This window comes from Defluviitalea phaphyphila (assembly GCF_001466305.1).
Taxonomy (GTDB): Bacteria; Bacillota; Clostridia; order Lachnospirales; family Defluviitaleaceae; genus Defluviitalea_A; species Defluviitalea_A phaphyphila.
In genome coordinates this window covers 1-16,099 of record NZ_JWID01000005.1, presented here as the reverse complement: position 1 = coordinate 16,099, position 16,099 = coordinate 1, and the positions used below count along the sequence as shown (strand labels likewise).

The 16,099-nt window shown below is 27.6% G+C and carries 16 protein-coding genes and 2 tRNA genes; 5 read left to right on the top strand and 13 right to left on the bottom strand.

What is annotated here, in order from left to right; translation table 11 throughout:
• Positions 1-8: 8 nt before the first annotated feature.
• Positions 9-854, bottom strand: coding sequence for a fumarate hydratase (locus OM90_RS05165; RefSeq protein ID WP_334292080.1), 846 nt, complete (start codon positions 852-854; stop codon positions 9-11).
• A 60-nt stretch (positions 855-914) separates the two neighbouring features.
• Positions 915-1,982 (bottom strand): sporulation integral membrane protein YtvI, encoded by a 1,068-nt coding sequence (gene ytvI / locus OM90_RS05160; protein ID WP_058485835.1) that lies wholly within the window; start codon positions 1,980-1,982, stop codon positions 915-917.
• A gap of 245 nt (positions 1,983-2,227) precedes the next feature.
• On the opposite strand from ytvI, the gene OM90_RS05155 reads away from it, so the two are divergent.
• Entirely contained in the window at positions 2,228-2,416 is a 189-nt protein-coding gene (locus OM90_RS05155) for a hypothetical protein (protein ID WP_058485834.1), read from the top strand.
• Positions 2,417-2,539: 123 nt separating this feature from the next.
• Here the strand turns inward: OM90_RS05155 and OM90_RS05150 are convergent.
• Positions 2,540-2,625, bottom strand: a tRNA-Leu gene (locus OM90_RS05150).
• A 4-nt stretch (positions 2,626-2,629) separates the two neighbouring features.
• Positions 2,630-2,702, bottom strand: a tRNA-Lys gene (locus tag OM90_RS05145).
• 135 nt (positions 2,703-2,837) lie between these two features.
• On the opposite strand from OM90_RS05145, the gene OM90_RS05140 reads away from it, so the two are divergent.
• A complete protein-coding gene (locus OM90_RS05140) occupies positions 2,838-3,998 on the top strand; it encodes an AI-2E family transporter (protein ID WP_058485833.1) in 1,161 nt (386 codons plus the stop codon).
• Between the two features lie 6 nt (positions 3,999-4,004).
• Here OM90_RS05140 and trxA read toward each other — a convergent pair whose 3' ends face one another.
• A complete protein-coding gene (gene trxA, locus OM90_RS05135) occupies positions 4,005-4,322 on the bottom strand; it encodes a thioredoxin (protein WP_058485832.1) in 318 nt (105 codons plus the stop codon).
• Positions 4,323-4,449: 127 nt separating this feature from the next.
• Here trxA and OM90_RS05130 point away from each other — a divergent pair, with 127 nt between their 5' ends.
• A complete protein-coding gene (locus tag OM90_RS05130) occupies positions 4,450-5,424 on the top strand; it encodes a CPBP family intramembrane glutamic endopeptidase (RefSeq protein WP_058485831.1) in 975 nt (324 codons plus the stop codon).
• Between the two features lie 26 nt (positions 5,425-5,450).
• Here OM90_RS05130 and OM90_RS12750 read toward each other — a convergent pair whose 3' ends face one another.
• Positions 5,451-5,606 carry a hypothetical protein gene (locus OM90_RS12750; protein ID WP_160323639.1) on the bottom strand — a complete coding sequence of 52 codons (156 nt, stop codon included), beginning with the start codon at positions 5,604-5,606 and terminating at the stop codon, positions 5,451-5,453.
• A gap of 158 nt (positions 5,607-5,764) precedes the next feature.
• Between OM90_RS12750 and OM90_RS13045 the strand changes: the two genes are divergently transcribed.
• Entirely contained in the window at positions 5,765-6,541 is a 777-nt protein-coding gene (locus OM90_RS13045) for a peptidoglycan-binding domain-containing protein (protein ID WP_058485830.1), read from the top strand.
• Positions 6,542-6,638: 97 nt separating this feature from the next.
• Here OM90_RS13045 and OM90_RS05120 read toward each other — a convergent pair whose 3' ends face one another.
• From OM90_RS05120 to metG, 5 genes are all read right to left on the bottom strand, one after another.
• Positions 6,639-7,751, bottom strand: a complete 1,113-nt coding sequence (locus OM90_RS05120; RefSeq protein WP_058485829.1) for a DUF7922 domain-containing protein — start codon at positions 7,749-7,751, stop codon at positions 6,639-6,641.
• Between the two features lie 70 nt (positions 7,752-7,821).
• Positions 7,822-8,685, bottom strand: coding sequence for a 16S rRNA (adenine(1518)-N(6)/adenine(1519)-N(6))-dimethyltransferase RsmA (gene rsmA, locus OM90_RS05115; protein ID WP_058485828.1), 864 nt, complete (start codon positions 8,683-8,685; stop codon positions 7,822-7,824).
• 42 nt (positions 8,686-8,727) lie between these two features.
• Positions 8,728-9,732, bottom strand: a complete 1,005-nt coding sequence (locus tag OM90_RS13315; RefSeq protein ID WP_058485827.1) for a 3D domain-containing protein — start codon at positions 9,730-9,732, stop codon at positions 8,728-8,730.
• Positions 9,733-10,021: 289 nt separating this feature from the next.
• Complete coding sequence (locus OM90_RS05105) at positions 10,022-10,780, bottom strand: TatD family hydrolase (protein ID WP_058485826.1); 759 nt, start codon at positions 10,778-10,780, stop codon at positions 10,022-10,024.
• Positions 10,780-12,726 carry a methionine--tRNA ligase gene (gene metG / locus OM90_RS05100; protein ID WP_058485825.1) on the bottom strand — a complete coding sequence of 649 codons (1,947 nt, stop codon included), beginning with the start codon at positions 12,724-12,726 and terminating at the stop codon, positions 10,780-10,782. Before metG ends, OM90_RS05105 begins: the two co-directional genes overlap by 1 nt.
• A 228-nt stretch (positions 12,727-12,954) precedes the next feature.
• Here metG and OM90_RS05095 point away from each other — a divergent pair, with 228 nt between their 5' ends.
• Positions 12,955-14,610: a phosphoenolpyruvate carboxykinase (ATP) gene (locus OM90_RS05095; protein ID WP_058485824.1), complete on the top strand. Its 1,656-nt coding sequence runs from the start codon at positions 12,955-12,957 to the stop codon at positions 14,608-14,610.
• A 23-nt stretch (positions 14,611-14,633) separates the two neighbouring features.
• Here OM90_RS05095 and OM90_RS05090 read toward each other — a convergent pair whose 3' ends face one another.
• Together OM90_RS05090 and OM90_RS05085 are read right to left on the bottom strand one after the other, a co-directional pair.
• Positions 14,634-15,167, bottom strand: coding sequence for a spore maturation protein (locus OM90_RS05090; RefSeq protein ID WP_058485823.1), 534 nt, complete (start codon positions 15,165-15,167; stop codon positions 14,634-14,636).
• Positions 15,164-15,745, bottom strand: coding sequence for a nucleoside recognition domain-containing protein (locus tag OM90_RS05085; protein ID WP_058485822.1), 582 nt, complete (start codon positions 15,743-15,745; stop codon positions 15,164-15,166). The genes OM90_RS05090 and OM90_RS05085 overlap by 4 nt, the downstream gene beginning before the upstream one ends.
• Positions 15,746-16,099 lie beyond the last annotated feature (354 nt).

The window sequence follows — 16,099 nt, the reverse complement described above, 5'->3', positions numbered from 1 at the left end:
ATTGCCCCCTATAAAACTATGGTTTTATGTCTTGTAACATGACAACTTATATTAACAGCTACTGGTAAACTAGCTATATGAGTTGGAAAGACTTCAATATTTACTCCTAGAGCTGTAATTTTCCCCCCTAGCCCTTGTGGACCAATTCCTAAGGTATTTATTTTATTTAAAAGCCTTTCTTCCATTTCTTTTATATGCTTTTTAGGATTACTTTTATCTATAGGCCTTATCAAAGCTTTTTTAGCAAGAAAAGCCGCCATCTCAAAATTGCCGCCAATTCCTACTCCCACAACTAAAGGTGGACAGGCATTAGGACCTGCTTTATCCACCGTTTCTAAAACAAATTTTTCTACTCCTTCTACTCCATCAGCAGGTTTTAGCATCTTAAGGGCACTCATATTTTCACTGCCCCCACCCTTAGGTGCTAAAGTAATCTTTATTTTATCTCCTTTAACTATCAAATAATGAATAATTCCAGGAGTATTATCCTTTGTATTAACTCTTATTAATGGATCTTCTACTATAGATTTTCGAAGAAAACCTTCACTATATCCTTTTCTTATACCATTTTGAATAGCTTCTTCTAAATCTCCTCCTATTATATGTACATCTTGACCTATTTCAATAAATACAACAGCAGTTCCTGTGTCTTGACATATGGGAATCTCTTTTTTACTAGCTATATTAGCATTTTCTATTATATCTTCTAATATATTTTCCCCTAGAGGACTTATTTCTTCCTCTCTTGATTTTTCTAAACTTTCTTTTATATCTTTTGATAAATGAAAATTAGCCTCCATACAAAGCTTTGATACCGCTTGTTCGATCTCTTTTACATGTACTTCTCTCACCATGACACCTCATTTGTTTTTTTTTAATTATAAATTAAGTATGAATATTATACAAGTTTTATATTATTTCCACTGATGAATGATACCTAACTTTTGCATCGTTTTTAAGAAAATTATGAAAATAGGTCCTATAATAATACCTATAAATCCAAATATTTTAATTCCTATGTACATTCCCATTAAAGTTACTAAGGGATATACTCCTATTTGACTTCCTAAAACCTTAGGTTCTAGCATTTGTCTAAATAAAACAACTATTCCATATATAATTAATAACCCTAAAGCTTCATATATATTTCTATTAATTCCATGATAAATTGCCCAAGGAATTAAAATCGTTCCACTACCAAGTATAGGAAAAGCATCTACAATACCTATTATTATTCCTATTAAAAGTGCATATTTAAATCCAAGAATTATAAGGCCTATAATGGAAATAGTAGAAACAAATATCATTAAAATAAATTGAGTTCTTACATATCCAAGTAAAGCTCCAAACAAATCTCTTCTTATCATATCTATTTTTCTTATCCAAGATTTTGGCATCTGTCTTTCAATAAAAGCATATATTTTTTCCCTATCTTTACTCATAAAAAATGTGGCAATTATTGTTACTATACTAACAAATAGAGCATTAGGAAGAGCAATAACAAAATTTATAGAACCTTTTCCAACTCCAGGCCCTAAAACCGTTGGGAAAATATTTAATATACTATCCAATCCATTTTTCAATATTCCTTGAACTTGAATAGGTAGTCCAAAAATTAATCCTTCTGCTTTATCTCTTATATTTTCAATAGTATTTATAAAATTATAATAATATTTAGGAAAATCTCTTAAAAAGCCTTGAGCTTCTTGAATTATCTTTATTATTATCATTACTAGTCCACTTCCAATAAAAATTAAGACTATAAGAATAGATAATATACTAGAGATTCCTCTAGACAGCTTACATTTTTTATTAAACCATCTTACTAAAGGTTCTATTAAAGAAGAAAGAATCCATGCAAAAACAAAAGGAGCAACATAAGAAAATACATACTTAAAAAATAAATATAATCCTAGTATTATTAATATTAAAACAATTAATTTATTTATGGTTTGTCTATTTTTCTTATAAAACTCTCTCATAACATTCTCCTTTTAATTTATATTTACTTATATAATACAAAATTTGGCATATTTGTTCAATAAATTATGTTATTTATAAATACGATTTTAGTATATACTAAGTTTATTTTAAGTAATAAAAATATTTTTAACATTAAATATATTTTATGGTATAATATATCATTATCTTGTTATTCATTTTTTCTTTTACGAAATAAGAATTAAATGTATTAACTTATATTTAACATGCTTAGGATGAGATTAAGATGAATATAAAAATTAATAATAATAGATTTATACAGTTTTTGTCTTTGCATATAAATCAATTTAATAATTTTGATATAAGTATAAAAAAATATATGATAATGCATTGGATGGGTGGCTTTTTATTAATATATACAATTATCTTACCTATTTATATGAATAGATTAGGAATAGAGATTAATAATGAATGAAATATATACCAAAAAAAGAGGACATACCTAAAATAGGTATATCCTCTTTGACTTTTTCTGCAAAATAAATTAAGGATACCTAGCTACTCCAGCTAAATACCCCTAATTATTTACTTTATAAAATGCGATTGGGGGGACTCGAACCCCCAAGTCCGTAAGTGGACACTAGATCCTTAGTCTAGCGCGTATGCCAATTCCGCCACAATCGCAAAGTACACCATCAGGGGCTCGAACCCTGGACACCCTGATTAAGAGTCAGGTGCTCTACCAACTGAGCTAATGGTGCAGATTTTCTACGCAATGGGTATTATAACACTTAAAATTATTTTTTGCAATACCCAATTTTAAAATTTAAACCCATTGACCACGATTTTATACTATGATACTGTATAGTTATTACAGTTACAATAGGAGGAATATCATGAAAAAAGTACCCTGGGACACAAATTATTTTAAAATATCTTTTTATGCTTTTTTAGTTTTAGCTATGACTGTTTTATTTGAAAAAATTATAGGTAATATAGATATAATTTCTAATTATATTTCTTTATTTTTTAAAGAAGTTTTTAGTATATTGTCTCCTTTTATATATGGATTTTTTATTGCTTATATTTTAAGTCCCGCCATTAATAAAGTAGAAAAATGGCTTCAAATATTAGATAAACGCAAAGGTTATTCTAGACTTAGACGTATTCTTTCTATTCTAATTGTATATGTAACTGTATTTGGATTTTTAAGTCTTACATTTATTTATGTTATTCCTCAAATTTCTCAAAGTATTATAGATCTATTTCAAAAACTTCCAGAAAATCTTATAATATTAGAAAATGAACTTGAAAATTTCTTATCTAATTCTGGATATCTGGAATATTATGACTTTAAATCTATATTTGATAATAATATAAATTCCTTAATACAACAATCTAGTTTGGTATTTAATCGAATCTTTACATATATTATTAATAGTGCCTTAGGAATTACATCTAGTCTTTTAAATCTTTTATTAGGACTTATGATAGGCTTTTATTTATTAAATGAAAAGGAAAAATTTATTGAAAAACTTAAAAATTTTATATATGCTTTATTTAAAGTTAAAACTGCTGACAAAATAATTGAGATTGCTAAAGAAAGTCACTATATGTTTAACCGCTTCTTTGTTGGAAAATTTATTGATTCTTTTATAATGGGAGTTTTATGTTTTATCGGCATGCTATTTTTAAAAAATCCCTATGCCTTGCTTATCTCAGTAATTGTTGGTATTACAAATATGATTCCTTATTTTGGCCCTTTTATAGGAGCAATTCCTGCGGTATTAATTACTCTTTTTATAAGTCCTATAAAAGCCCTTTGGGTTAGCTTATTTATATTTGCCCTACAACAATTTGATGGCATTATTTTAGGGCCTAAAATATTAGGAGATTCTACAGGTCTTAGTCCCTTTTGGGTTATATTTGCTATTATAGTAGGTGGAGCATTATTTGGAGTGTTAGGAATGCTAATAGGAGTACCTGCATTTGCTGTCTTTAGGTCATTATTTAATAAATGGATAGAAAAAAGACTAAATAAAAAAGGGATTAATTAATCCCTTTTACATCCATTTACTTAAACGATTTTCTAATTCTTGTTTTGGTAGAGCTCCTACTACTTTATCTACTACTTTTCCATCCTTAAATATCATTATAGTAGGAATACTCATTATTCCGTATTTAGCCGCTGTACTTGGTTCTTCATCGACATTTAATTTTCCTATTTTAACTTTACCTTCATATTTAGTAGAAAGTTCATCTATTATAGGACTCATCATTTTACAAGGTCCACACCATACTGCAAAAAAATCAACTAAAACTGTACCTTTATATTCAAGAACTTCTTTTTCAAAATTTGAATCTGTAAATTGCATTGCCATACTAAATCCCTCCTTACTATTCTTTAATATTATTATATTATAATATATTGATTTTTGCAACCTTTTATCTGGATGATTATTTATTTATTTGTTATCATGTCATAAAAATATTATTTGAGGTGAAATAATGAATAAAGTTCTTAAAGCCAATATATTTGTATTTATTTTAATTCTTCTTGGAAGTTTAGGTAGCATATGTTTATCCATTTTAAGTTATTTTTTATTTCCATGGTTTAGTAATTTACCATATCCCCTTTTGCTTGTTATAAATCAAATTTTATTTTTAATAATTCCTTCTATAATATATTTTATAATTACAAAAGAATCTATTAAAAAAACTCTAAGACTTAATTGGCCTGGTTTTACTACTATTTTATTATCCGTATCTATTTCTATATTTATCCAACCATTTATGATGTTTCTATCATCTATCACGGGATTATTTTTTAATAATGACATCGCAGAAGTAATAAATAAACTAAATAATTATCCTACTATTTTAATGTTTTTAGTAATTGCCCTAACTCCTGCTATTTGTGAAGAAATAACTATGAGAGGTATTTTTTTATCTGGCTATGATAATATTGACATAAAAAAAGCTATACTCTTAAATGGATTATTTTTTGCAATGTTGCACCTTAATTTTCAACAATTTTTATATACCTTTGCCCTTGGAGCTTTATTTGCTTATATAGTTAGATTAACTAACTCTATAATACCTTCTATGGTAGCACATTTTACTATTAATGGTTCTCAATTTTTAATGCAAAAATTTATTACTTATATCAGCCAAAATACAAACCAAAATACAGCGAATTTAATTGAAAATGTTACATTTATGGATAAATTAATGGGAGTAGTCTTCATTTTTGTTATTGCACTATTTATAACCCCCATAGCTATTGGACTAATATATACCTTAAGAAATATTTATAAAAATAAAAATTTAGTTAACAATAATATAACTTCTTTAAATATGCCTTCTAATGAAAAGGTATTTAATTGGCCTGTTTGGGCATCTATTGCTTTGTATATCTCTTTTATGACCTTTATATTAAATTTAGAAAATATAACTAAATTTTTAAAATCATTAATTGATTAATTATAAAATCAACCCTTTGGTTGATTTTATTTTTTTCTTCTTTTTTTATGATTTATCACATCATCTAAATACTTATCCATTTCCCCTATTTTTTTTGCAATTTCTCTAGAATGAGATTTTATATTTTTATAACCATATCCATATTGACGAATTTTAAATTTAATTTTTGTATGTATTTTCATAAAAACCCCCCTTTATATATTTTATGCATTAAATATAATAAAAGTTAAATACTTATTATCTATTGCAAAAGTATTAAAACAAGGTTTACAAATTAATTATTTTATAATAAAATAAATTTGTAAACATATTATGTAATCTAACTAGCAGGAGGAAGCCCATGAATATTATTAAAAAATGGTTTACAATTTTTCTAGTTTTATCTTTTTTTATAATTCCTCAAAATGTTTCTGCCTTACTTATAAAAAGGGGTATGAGTGGAACAGAAGTAAAAAAAATTCAAACTGAATTAAAAAAACTTGGATACTTTAACTATCCTACTGCTACAGGATATTTTGGATATATTACTGATAATGCAGTGAGAGCTTTTCAAAAAGACAAAGGACTTGTAGTAGACGGAATTGTAGGAGAAAATACATATAGTGCTTTATTTGTCGATGATAATGATACTTCTTCTTTAAATGGAGCTATAGATTGGTTTAATCAAGTTCAATATATTTTCCCTAGGGGTATGAATGCTAAAGTTACTGATATAAAAACTGGTAAATCTTTTATGATTAAAAGAACTTTTGGTACAAATCATGCTGATGTAGAAACTTTAACTAAAGAAGATACAGAAATTATGAAGGAAATATGGGGAGAATATAGCTGGGAAAGACGAGCTGTTGTAGTTGAAGTAGATGGACATTTAATAGCTGGGTCTATGACTGCTATGCCCCATGCTGGAGTTGATAATAAACCAGCTATAGTTATAGTTGATGAAAGAAGTGGTGGATATGGCACAGGACAAAATTTAGATTCTGTAAAAAATAATGGAATGGATGGTCATGTAGATATACACTTTTTAAATAGTAGAACCCACGGTACTAATGTGGTTCAAAAAATTCATCAAGATAAAGTAATGGAAGCAGCAGAATATATTGAAAAATTAAACTAATAACTAAAAGGGTGTTTATTCACCCTTTTTATCATTTTTATAATTTTCCATAAATAAAAAAGAATGTGTTAAAACACATTCAAATTTTTACTTTAAATTAAATAGGTAAATTTATAATCCAATATCCATATTCTCCTGGAGCAGGTTTTATATCTCTACAACACAAAAAGGTATTACATCCAAATCTTTTTGCCCCTTCTTTTGTTTTAGGAAAATAAATATCTGGTATCCCCAAACAATAAGTATTTAACTCTTTATTTTTCCCTAATAAAAGATGATTATATTTTTTAGCTCCTACTAAAAGATAAGGATTAGAATACCATCTCCAAGGATAATCTACAATAAGGGGCAACTCTTCATAAGATATTCTATACCATTCCATATCTTCATTAACTTTTTCAAAAGGATTCATTCTTATACTTTTATTTATGATATCTTTTAAAAAATCCTCTTTTTTAGGTTTCTCCCTTTGAAAATTATATAATCTCTTATTAGGAGTAAAATATTCCTCTATAATACTATCTTTCTTATTTTCTGCTATTTCTTTATCTACTAAAATTTCTTTTTTTACTTCTTCTTTTGTTTTTTCTATTTCTTGATTTTTATTTATTTCTATTTCTTCTTTTTCTATTTCAACATTATTTCTATTATCTGTTTCCTTTTTTACTTCTATTTTTATATCATTTTTTTCTTGTGCTTCTTTTTTATCTGTAAAAGGATTTATCTCTATTTTTTCTTCCCTTTTTTCTAACTTATCGGATTCTTTATTTTTTGTTTCCTTTTTTACATTGTTCTTTGCAACCTTCCACATAAATGGCTCTTTTTTAAATCCTATTAAAGGAGATAAAATATATCCATCCTTTTCTACTAATATTCCTACACCTTCAAATTCCTCTATGGATAGGTTAGTTCCTTCTACATTATATCTATTCATATCAAATTTTAGATCCCTTTTTCCTTTTTCATCAACATAAAAAGATTTTAATAAAACTTGTCTAACTCCATCCCTGCAATTTGCTAATAAATAAATATTATATCCTCTATCCTCTGAAATAGGTTTTAAATTTTGTACACTCACTTGTACTTTAGCCTTATTCCCATAAGCATCAATTTTACAAAATCCTGACGGTTCCTTATTATCTAAAGCATATCCCCTTGTATCAGGCTTTAAGATTATAAAAGTTTTATAATACTCTTTTCTATTTATCAAATAATCTCCCCCTTTTTATACCTTGTCTTTATAATATATTGGAGGAGAATTAAAAATATGCTTTTTTATATTAATTTTTACTTAGTGCATCAGATATTTTAGCAAAATCATAAATAGAAAGCATTTCTGCTCTGATATTTTCGTTTATTCCTATTGTTTTAAATAAATTTGCCATTTCTTCTTTAGATAATGAAACTATTTTTTGTTTATATAAAGTATTTATAAGAGTTTTTCTTCTTTGTATGAATCCAGCTTTTATGATATTAAAAAATAATTGTTTATCTTTAACTTTTACTAGAGGTTCATCTAAAACTTCTAGTTTTATTACTGCAGAATCTACATTAGGTCTTGGAATAAAACAATTATGTGGGACATTAGCTATTAACTTCGGTTTAGCATAATAATTTACAGCTAAAGAAATAGCTCCATAATCTTTATTACCTGGAGATGCTGTTAATCTTTTAGCTACTTCTTTTTGAACCATTATAGTAATACTAGTAATTGGAAGTTTATTTTCTAGTAGCCCCATAATAATAGGCGTTGTAATATAATATGGAAGATTTGCTACTACTTTTATAGGTTCATTATTATTTTTATCTTCTATTAATTTTTTAAGATCTACCTTTAATATATCTTGATGAATTATTTCTATATTCTCATACTCTCCTAAAGTTTCTTTTAATATAGGAATTAACTGGTCATCTATTTCTACTGCTATTACTTTTTTTGCCCTTAGAGCTAAACTTTGAGTTAAACTTCCTATTCCCGGGCCTATTTCTAACACACAATCATCTTCTTTTATATCTGCACCTTTTATAATTTTATTTAAAACATGAGTATCTATTAAAAAATTTTGTCCATATTTTTTTCTAAATACAAAAGGATATTTACTTAATATCTCTTTTGTTTTATTCGGAGTTGCTATTATCTCCATATTATTCCTCCCTTAGTTAAATAAGGTCGGATATTACCGACCTTATTGATCTTCTAATATATATACTTTTCTTGTTTGTCTTCCAAAATTATCAGCTTCTTCTTGAGTATCAAAATATAAATCTATTTTATTTCCTTTAATAGCTCCCCCTATATCTTCTGCAACAGCATATCCATACCCTTCAACAAATAATTTAGTTCCAAGAGGGATTACATTTGGGTCTACTGCTACAGTACCAACTTTTGCCCTTGTTCCTGTATAGGTAATACCAAAAGCCGGATGATCTGGGGTCTTTCCTGTATCTTTAAAACTAGCAGTATATGCTGTAGCACTCATAGTCAGCACTTCTTTATATTTATATTTTTTACCATTCGCATCTTCTACTACATTTTCAGCACCAATTTTTATTAATTCATTTCTTGGCTCTTTTATAACTTCACTAGATATAATTTCTGTATTTTGTGCTACACCACCAATATATTCTATTTTAGTAGTTACTACTTTTACACCTCTTTCTCCTGCAATAGTTATCTGTTTTTCTCCTGGTTCTAAATTAAGAGTTTCTTTTATTTCAGTTTCAAAAGGGATATATTCCTTATGAGTAACAACTTCCACCTTATAGGTTTTAATCTCTAATTCCATTTCAGGAACTATTTCCTTATCTAAAGAAACATTTATACTTCCCTTCTCTCCTAATGCAATATTTTGCTCTTTTAAGAAGTCTTCTACAGTTTTAGCCTTAGTATAAACTATTTTTTCTTCTCCATCTAATTCCATTTTAACTGGAACAGACCTAATTATTTCTATGGTCATTCCCTCTTCTATAGGATCATCTATTTCCACATTAATTTCGTCTTCTATATCTAAAGTAATACCTTGCTTTTCTAAAAATTCTTCTACTGTAGATGCTGGAGTTTTATATGTAGCAACTTTTTCATCATCAATAACTGTTACTTCTTTTAACATTAATTGATACGCTGTTGCGCTACTTGACCCCAATAAAAACATGACCATAATAAACACTAAGGTTCTAGTTTTTTTATTCATCATAGTACCTCCTTGTACTTAAACTAATACCTTTGGTATTATAGTTATAAAATTATCTGTTGTCAAATTTTAAAACTTTTTAATATAAAAAATTACCAAATATATTGTTATTACTATATTATACACATTTTTAATATCTTATTCATAAGTATTTATAATTTTGTAAACTAAAATTTATATTTTCTTAACATATATAAAAAAACCAGAATATATAAAGCATTTAAGCACTTTACATATTCTGGTATAATTAATTTCCTATTATTTTTTTGTAATTAAAATTTAATTGTTCTTAAATTTCAAATAATTTTAATCCATTTTCTTTTGTTACCTTAGCTACTTCTTCTGGTAATATCCCTTTTAATTGAGCAATTCTTTCCACTATATACTTTAATTTAGTAGAATCATTCCTTTTTCCCCTAAAAGGAGTAGGAGCTAAATAAGGGGAATCTGTTTCTATTAATATAGAAGATAGGGGTATCTCTTTAACTACTTCTACAATTCTTTTGGCGTTTTTAAAAGTAGATGTGCCTCCTACTCCAATATAAAAACCTCTCTTTATATATTCCTTAGCCATTTCTACACTACCTGAATAACAGTGAATTACTCCTTTTGTAATTTTTGATTCTTCCATTATATCAAAAGTATCCTGACTTGCTTCCCTACTATGAATAATAACAGGCAAATCTACTTCTTTTGCCCATTCTAATTGTTTTTTAAACCAATATTTTTGCAAATCTTTTGGTGAATTTTCATAATGATAGTCAAGTCCTATTTCTCCTATTGCAACTACTTTTTTTTCTTTTGTAAGACTTTTTAAATCATTAAATTTAACTTCATCTAATTCTTCAACTTCATGGGGATGTACCCCTAAACTACAATATATAAAGTCATATTTATTAGCTAATTCTAAACTTTTTTTAGATGATAAAATATCACCAGCTACTTGAATAATATAATCAATACCTTCTTTTTTAAAACTTTCTATAAGACTTTCTCTATCTTCATCAAAAGCTTCATCATCATAATGTGCATGAGATTCGAAATACATTATTTAACCTTTGCCCCACTTTCTATATCTTTATCTGTAGACGCTAAAACTAAATTACCATTTTCATCAGAAGCTGCTAATATCATTCCTTCTGATAATACTCCTCTTAATTTTACAGGTTTTAAATTACACACTACTATAACTTTTTTCCCTACCATTTCTTCTGGAGTATAGTGTTTTGCAATTCCAGATACGATTTGTCTTACTTCATCACCTATTTTTATTTGAGATTTTAAAAGTTTATCTGCTTTTTCTATTTTTTCGCATTTAATTACTTCTCCTATTCTAAGGTCTACTTTAGCAAAATCATCTATAGATATATAATTATCTTTTTCTTTTTCTTCTGTTTTTACAACTGATTCTTTTTGACTTTTCTTTTGAGCTTCTTCTAATTTTTCTAATTCAACTTTTAAATCTATTCTTGGGAATAAAACTTTTCCTTTTTTAACAGTAAAGTTTTTAGGAAGAGTTCCCCATACTTTTGTGCTATCCCAAGTTGTAGCATTTCCTTCTTTAATTCCTAATTGTTCCCATACTTTTTTTGGAGTAGCAGGCATAAAAGGATAAATTAAAATGGAAACAATACGAATAACTTCTCCTAAGTTATATAAAATATTAGCTAATTGTGCTTTCTTAGATTCATCCTTAGCTATAATCCAAGGAGTTGTTTCATCAATATATTTATTAGCTCTTCTAATGAGATTCCAAATTTCTGCTAATGCATCGCTAAACAAAAGTTTTTCCATATATCCTTCTACTTTATCAACAGTTGCAATGGCCATATTTTTTAAATCTTCATCAAATTCTGTAGCTTCTCTTTCCTCTATTAAAGTATTATTAAAATATTTACCTATCATAGCCACTGTTCTTGATAGTAAATTTCCAAAATCATTAGCAAGGTCTGAATTAATTCTTTGAATTAAAGCTTCATTGCTAAAGTTTCCATCTTGTCCAAAGGCAACTTCTCTAAGTAAAAAGTATCTAATAGCATCTGAACCATATCTGTCTACTAATACTTTAGGGTCTACTACATTTCCCTTGGATTTTGACATTTTACCTCCATCTATTATAAGCCAACCATGCCCAAAAACTTGCTTTGGCAAAGGTTCTCCTAAAGCCATTAAAATAGCTGGCCATATAATAGTATGAAAACGTACAATTTCTTTCCCTACTAAATGAACATCTGCTGGCCAATATTTTTTATATTCTTCATCATTTTCAGATAAGTAGCCTAAAGCTGTAATATAATTAGATAGGGCATCAACCCATACATATACCACATGTCCAGGGTCAAACTCTACAGGAATTCCCCATTTAAAAGATGTTCTAGATACACAAAGATCTTCAAGTCCTGGTTTTAAGAAATTATTAATCATTTCATTTTGTCTTGTTTGAGGTTGTATAAATTCTGGATGATTTTCTATATATTCAATTAACTTATCTTGATATTTTGATAATTTAAAAAAGTAGCTTTCTTCTTTAACCTTTTCTACTTCTCTACCACAATCAGGACATTTCCCATCATTTAATTGTCTTTCTGTAAAAAAGGTTTCACAAGGAGTACAGTACCATCCTTCATAAGAACTTTTATATATATCTCCCTTTTCATAAAGTTTCTTAAATATTTTCTGAACAGTTTTTTCATGATAATCATCCGTTGTCCTAATAAATTTATCATAACTTATGTTCATTATTTTCCATAAATCTTTTATCCATTCTACAATAGAATCGACATAAGCTTTTGGGGTAACTCCTTTTTTATTTGCTATTCTTTCAATTTTTTGGCCATGTTCATCAGTTCCTGTTAAAAACTTTACGTCATATCCTCTAAGTCTTTTATATCTTGCCATAGCATCAGCAGCAACAGTAGTATAAGAATGTCCTATATGAAGTTTATCACTAGGATAATAAATAGGTGTTGTAATGTAATAGGTTTTTTTACTCATATTAGCCCTCCAAATTATTTTATTATATGTATAGTTTCATTAAATTTATTAAAAATTATTATATATGCTTTTTAAAAAAAAAGCAAAAATTAAACATTTAAACTTTGTTAATTTTTTTACTACTTTCTTGACACTTTTAGAATATATCATGTATTATTATGTTGGGGAAAATTTTAATTTTATTTATTTTCTCTATTCAATGATAATAATTATAAGGAGGATTAAGCTATGTCAACACAATCAAGATTTTCAAGAGACAAAATTGGATCTAATAATCCTATTTTCTCTCAAATCAGAACAACTATTGAAACGCCTTTTTATGGTAATAACGTAGTTAAAGTTAATTCTTTAAAAGAAGCATATAAATTAGCTGCTGCTTCTCCTGGAACTATTGTAACTGATATGCCTGTATATAAACCAGAAGAAATTGGTCTTGATGAAGATGCAAAAGTTCTTCTATTTAATGATGGAGCCGTAAAAGGAAGATGTGCTGCCGCTAGAAGAATCCTTGGAGAACCTGGTGTTGATCAAGAAGAATATGCTGCAAAAATTAGGGAAGCTATTTACGGTACAAGATATAGAAAATTATATCATGCAGAAGCATTTGTAGGACTTGACCCTGACTTTATGGTAAGAGCTCACCTCTTAATTCCAGAAGGTCATGAAAATATTATGTATTCTTGGCTTTTAAATTTCCAATATATTAATGATAAATATGCAAAAATGTATAGTGAATCAAAAGTAATTGAAGGAGAAGGAGACATCTATATTTTCTCTGATCCTGATTGGTCTCATAGTGAACATCCACTAGGATTAACTTTCTTTGATCCAGCTCATAACTGTGCTGCTCTTCTTGGAATGAGATATTTTGGAGAACATAAAAAAGGTACTCTTACATTAGCATGGGCTATTGCAAACCGTAATGGATATGCATCCTGCCATGGTGGACAAAAACGTTATAATTTACCTAATGGTAAAAAATTCGTAGCTGGAGTATTTGGATTATCTGGATCCGGTAAATCTACTATTACTCATGCTCGTCATAACAATAAATATGATATTACAGTTTTACATGATGATGCATTTATTATCTCTACAGAAAATGGTTCTTCTGTTGCTTTAGAACCTGCTTATTTTGATAAAACTCAAGATTATCCTTTAACATCTGAAGATAATAAATTCTTATTAACAGTACAAAATAATGGTGCTACTTTTGATGAAGATGGTAAAGTAGTTCTTGTTACAGAAGATATCCGTAATGGAAACGGACGTGCTGTTAAATCTAAATTATGGTCACCTAATAGAGTTGATAAATTTGACGAACCTGTTAATGCTATTTTCTGGTTAATGAAAGACCCAACTCTTCCTCCAGTTGTAAAATTAAGAGGAGCTGAACTTGCTTCTGTTATGGGAGCTACATTAGCTACAAAAAGAACATCAGCTGAAAGACTTGCTCCAGGAGTAGACCCTAATGCATTAGTTGTAGAACCTTATGCTAACCCATTTAGAACATACCCATTAGCTGATGACTATAATAAATTTAAATCATTATTTGCTGAAAGAAATGTTGATTGCTACATTCTAAATACTGGATTCTTCATGGATAAAAAAGTAACTCCTGCTGTTACTTTAGGAGTATTAGAATCTATTATAGAAGGAACTGCTAAGTTTAAACCTTGGGGTAACTTCTCTGATATTGAAATCTTAGAAGTTGAAGGATATGTTCCTGATTTAAATGATCCTGAATATGTAGACCAATTAAGAAAGAGAATGGAAGATAGAATCAAATTCGTTGAATCTAGAGAAACAGAAAAAGGTGGATTTGATAAACTTCCTAAAGAAGCTTTAGAAGCTCTTAAAAAAGTTGTAAGTGAATTAAAATAAAAAGGAAGCTAATAGCTTCCTTTTTATTTTCCAAAAACCCATAATGTAATATAAAAAGAAGCAATAATTCCCGCTAGATTAGCAAGAATAGCTCCTGTAAGGGTATATCTTGTTTTTTTAATTCCAACGGACATAAAATATACTGACATAGTATAAAAAATAGTTTCAGTGCATCCCATCATGACAGAAACTAATCTACCAATAAATGAATCGGGACCGTATTGTTTAAATAAATCCAATACTAAACCTAAACTAGCTGAAGAAGATATAGTTCTAAGAATACTTAAAGGGATAAGCTGCAACGGAAAAGATGTAAATGAAAAAATAGGTTTTAATCCTCTCTCTATTAAATCTAAAGCTCCTGAAGCCCTAATTATTCCTACAGCTACCATAAGACCAATTAAAGTTGGCATTATGGTCATAATAACATTTACACTTTCTTTAGCCCCCTCTATAAAAGTATCAAATATATTTACTTTTTCTAATAAACCATAAATTAATATTATCATTAATATTCCTGGGAGCATAAAATCAGAAATATATAAAATCAATTTCATACTTTTCTCCTCCTTTGCATAATAAGTGCAAATATAACTCCTACTATGGTTGATACTAGAGTAGATAATAAAGATGGACCAATAATTTCTGATGGATTAGTAGAACCATATTGTGCTCTATAAGCAATAATATTTACAGAAATAAGCTGAACAGAAGATATATTTATAATTAGAAACATACACATGGCATTACTGGCTTCATCTTTTTTAAGATTAAGTTTTTGTAATTCTTTCATAGCCATTAATCCAGGAGGAGTTGCTGCCCATCCAAGGCCTAAAACATTGGCAATTAAATTAGTAGCTATATATTTTTGTGCATTATGGCCATCTGGTATATCTGGAAATAAAAATTTAAGAATAGGTCTTAATTTAACAGTTAAAACATTAATAAGCCCTGACTTTTGAGCTATTTTCATAATTCCCATCCAAAAACTTAAAACTCCTAATAAAGTAATACATATTTGTACTCCTTCCTTTGAAGAAGTTATAGCCATTTGAGTTACTTCTCCCACTTTTCCTGTAAAAGCAGCAAATATAATACCAATCAAAATCATAAATCCCCATAAATAATTAAGCATATATTAATATGTCCTCCTTTTTTCTTACTTTTTATAATATATATTCAATTCTACTAAAAATATGAAACAAGCTATATTCATACTTTTTATATAACTTTAATTGGCTTTTTGTCGAATTGTCGAAATTTAATCATGCCTTAATTACCAATAAACTAATTTGTTAAATTGTAAAAAAATATTAATATATATATTTTTTGGATTAATATTTTAAATAAAAATTAATATTTCCCCATATATCGACGATATTTTATCTATTAATTTGTATTTTTTGGTTCGTTGTAAAATTAAATGCAACAGATAAAAAAATATAAAAAAAATAATTGACAACCATAGTGAGAAATCATGTATGATTTA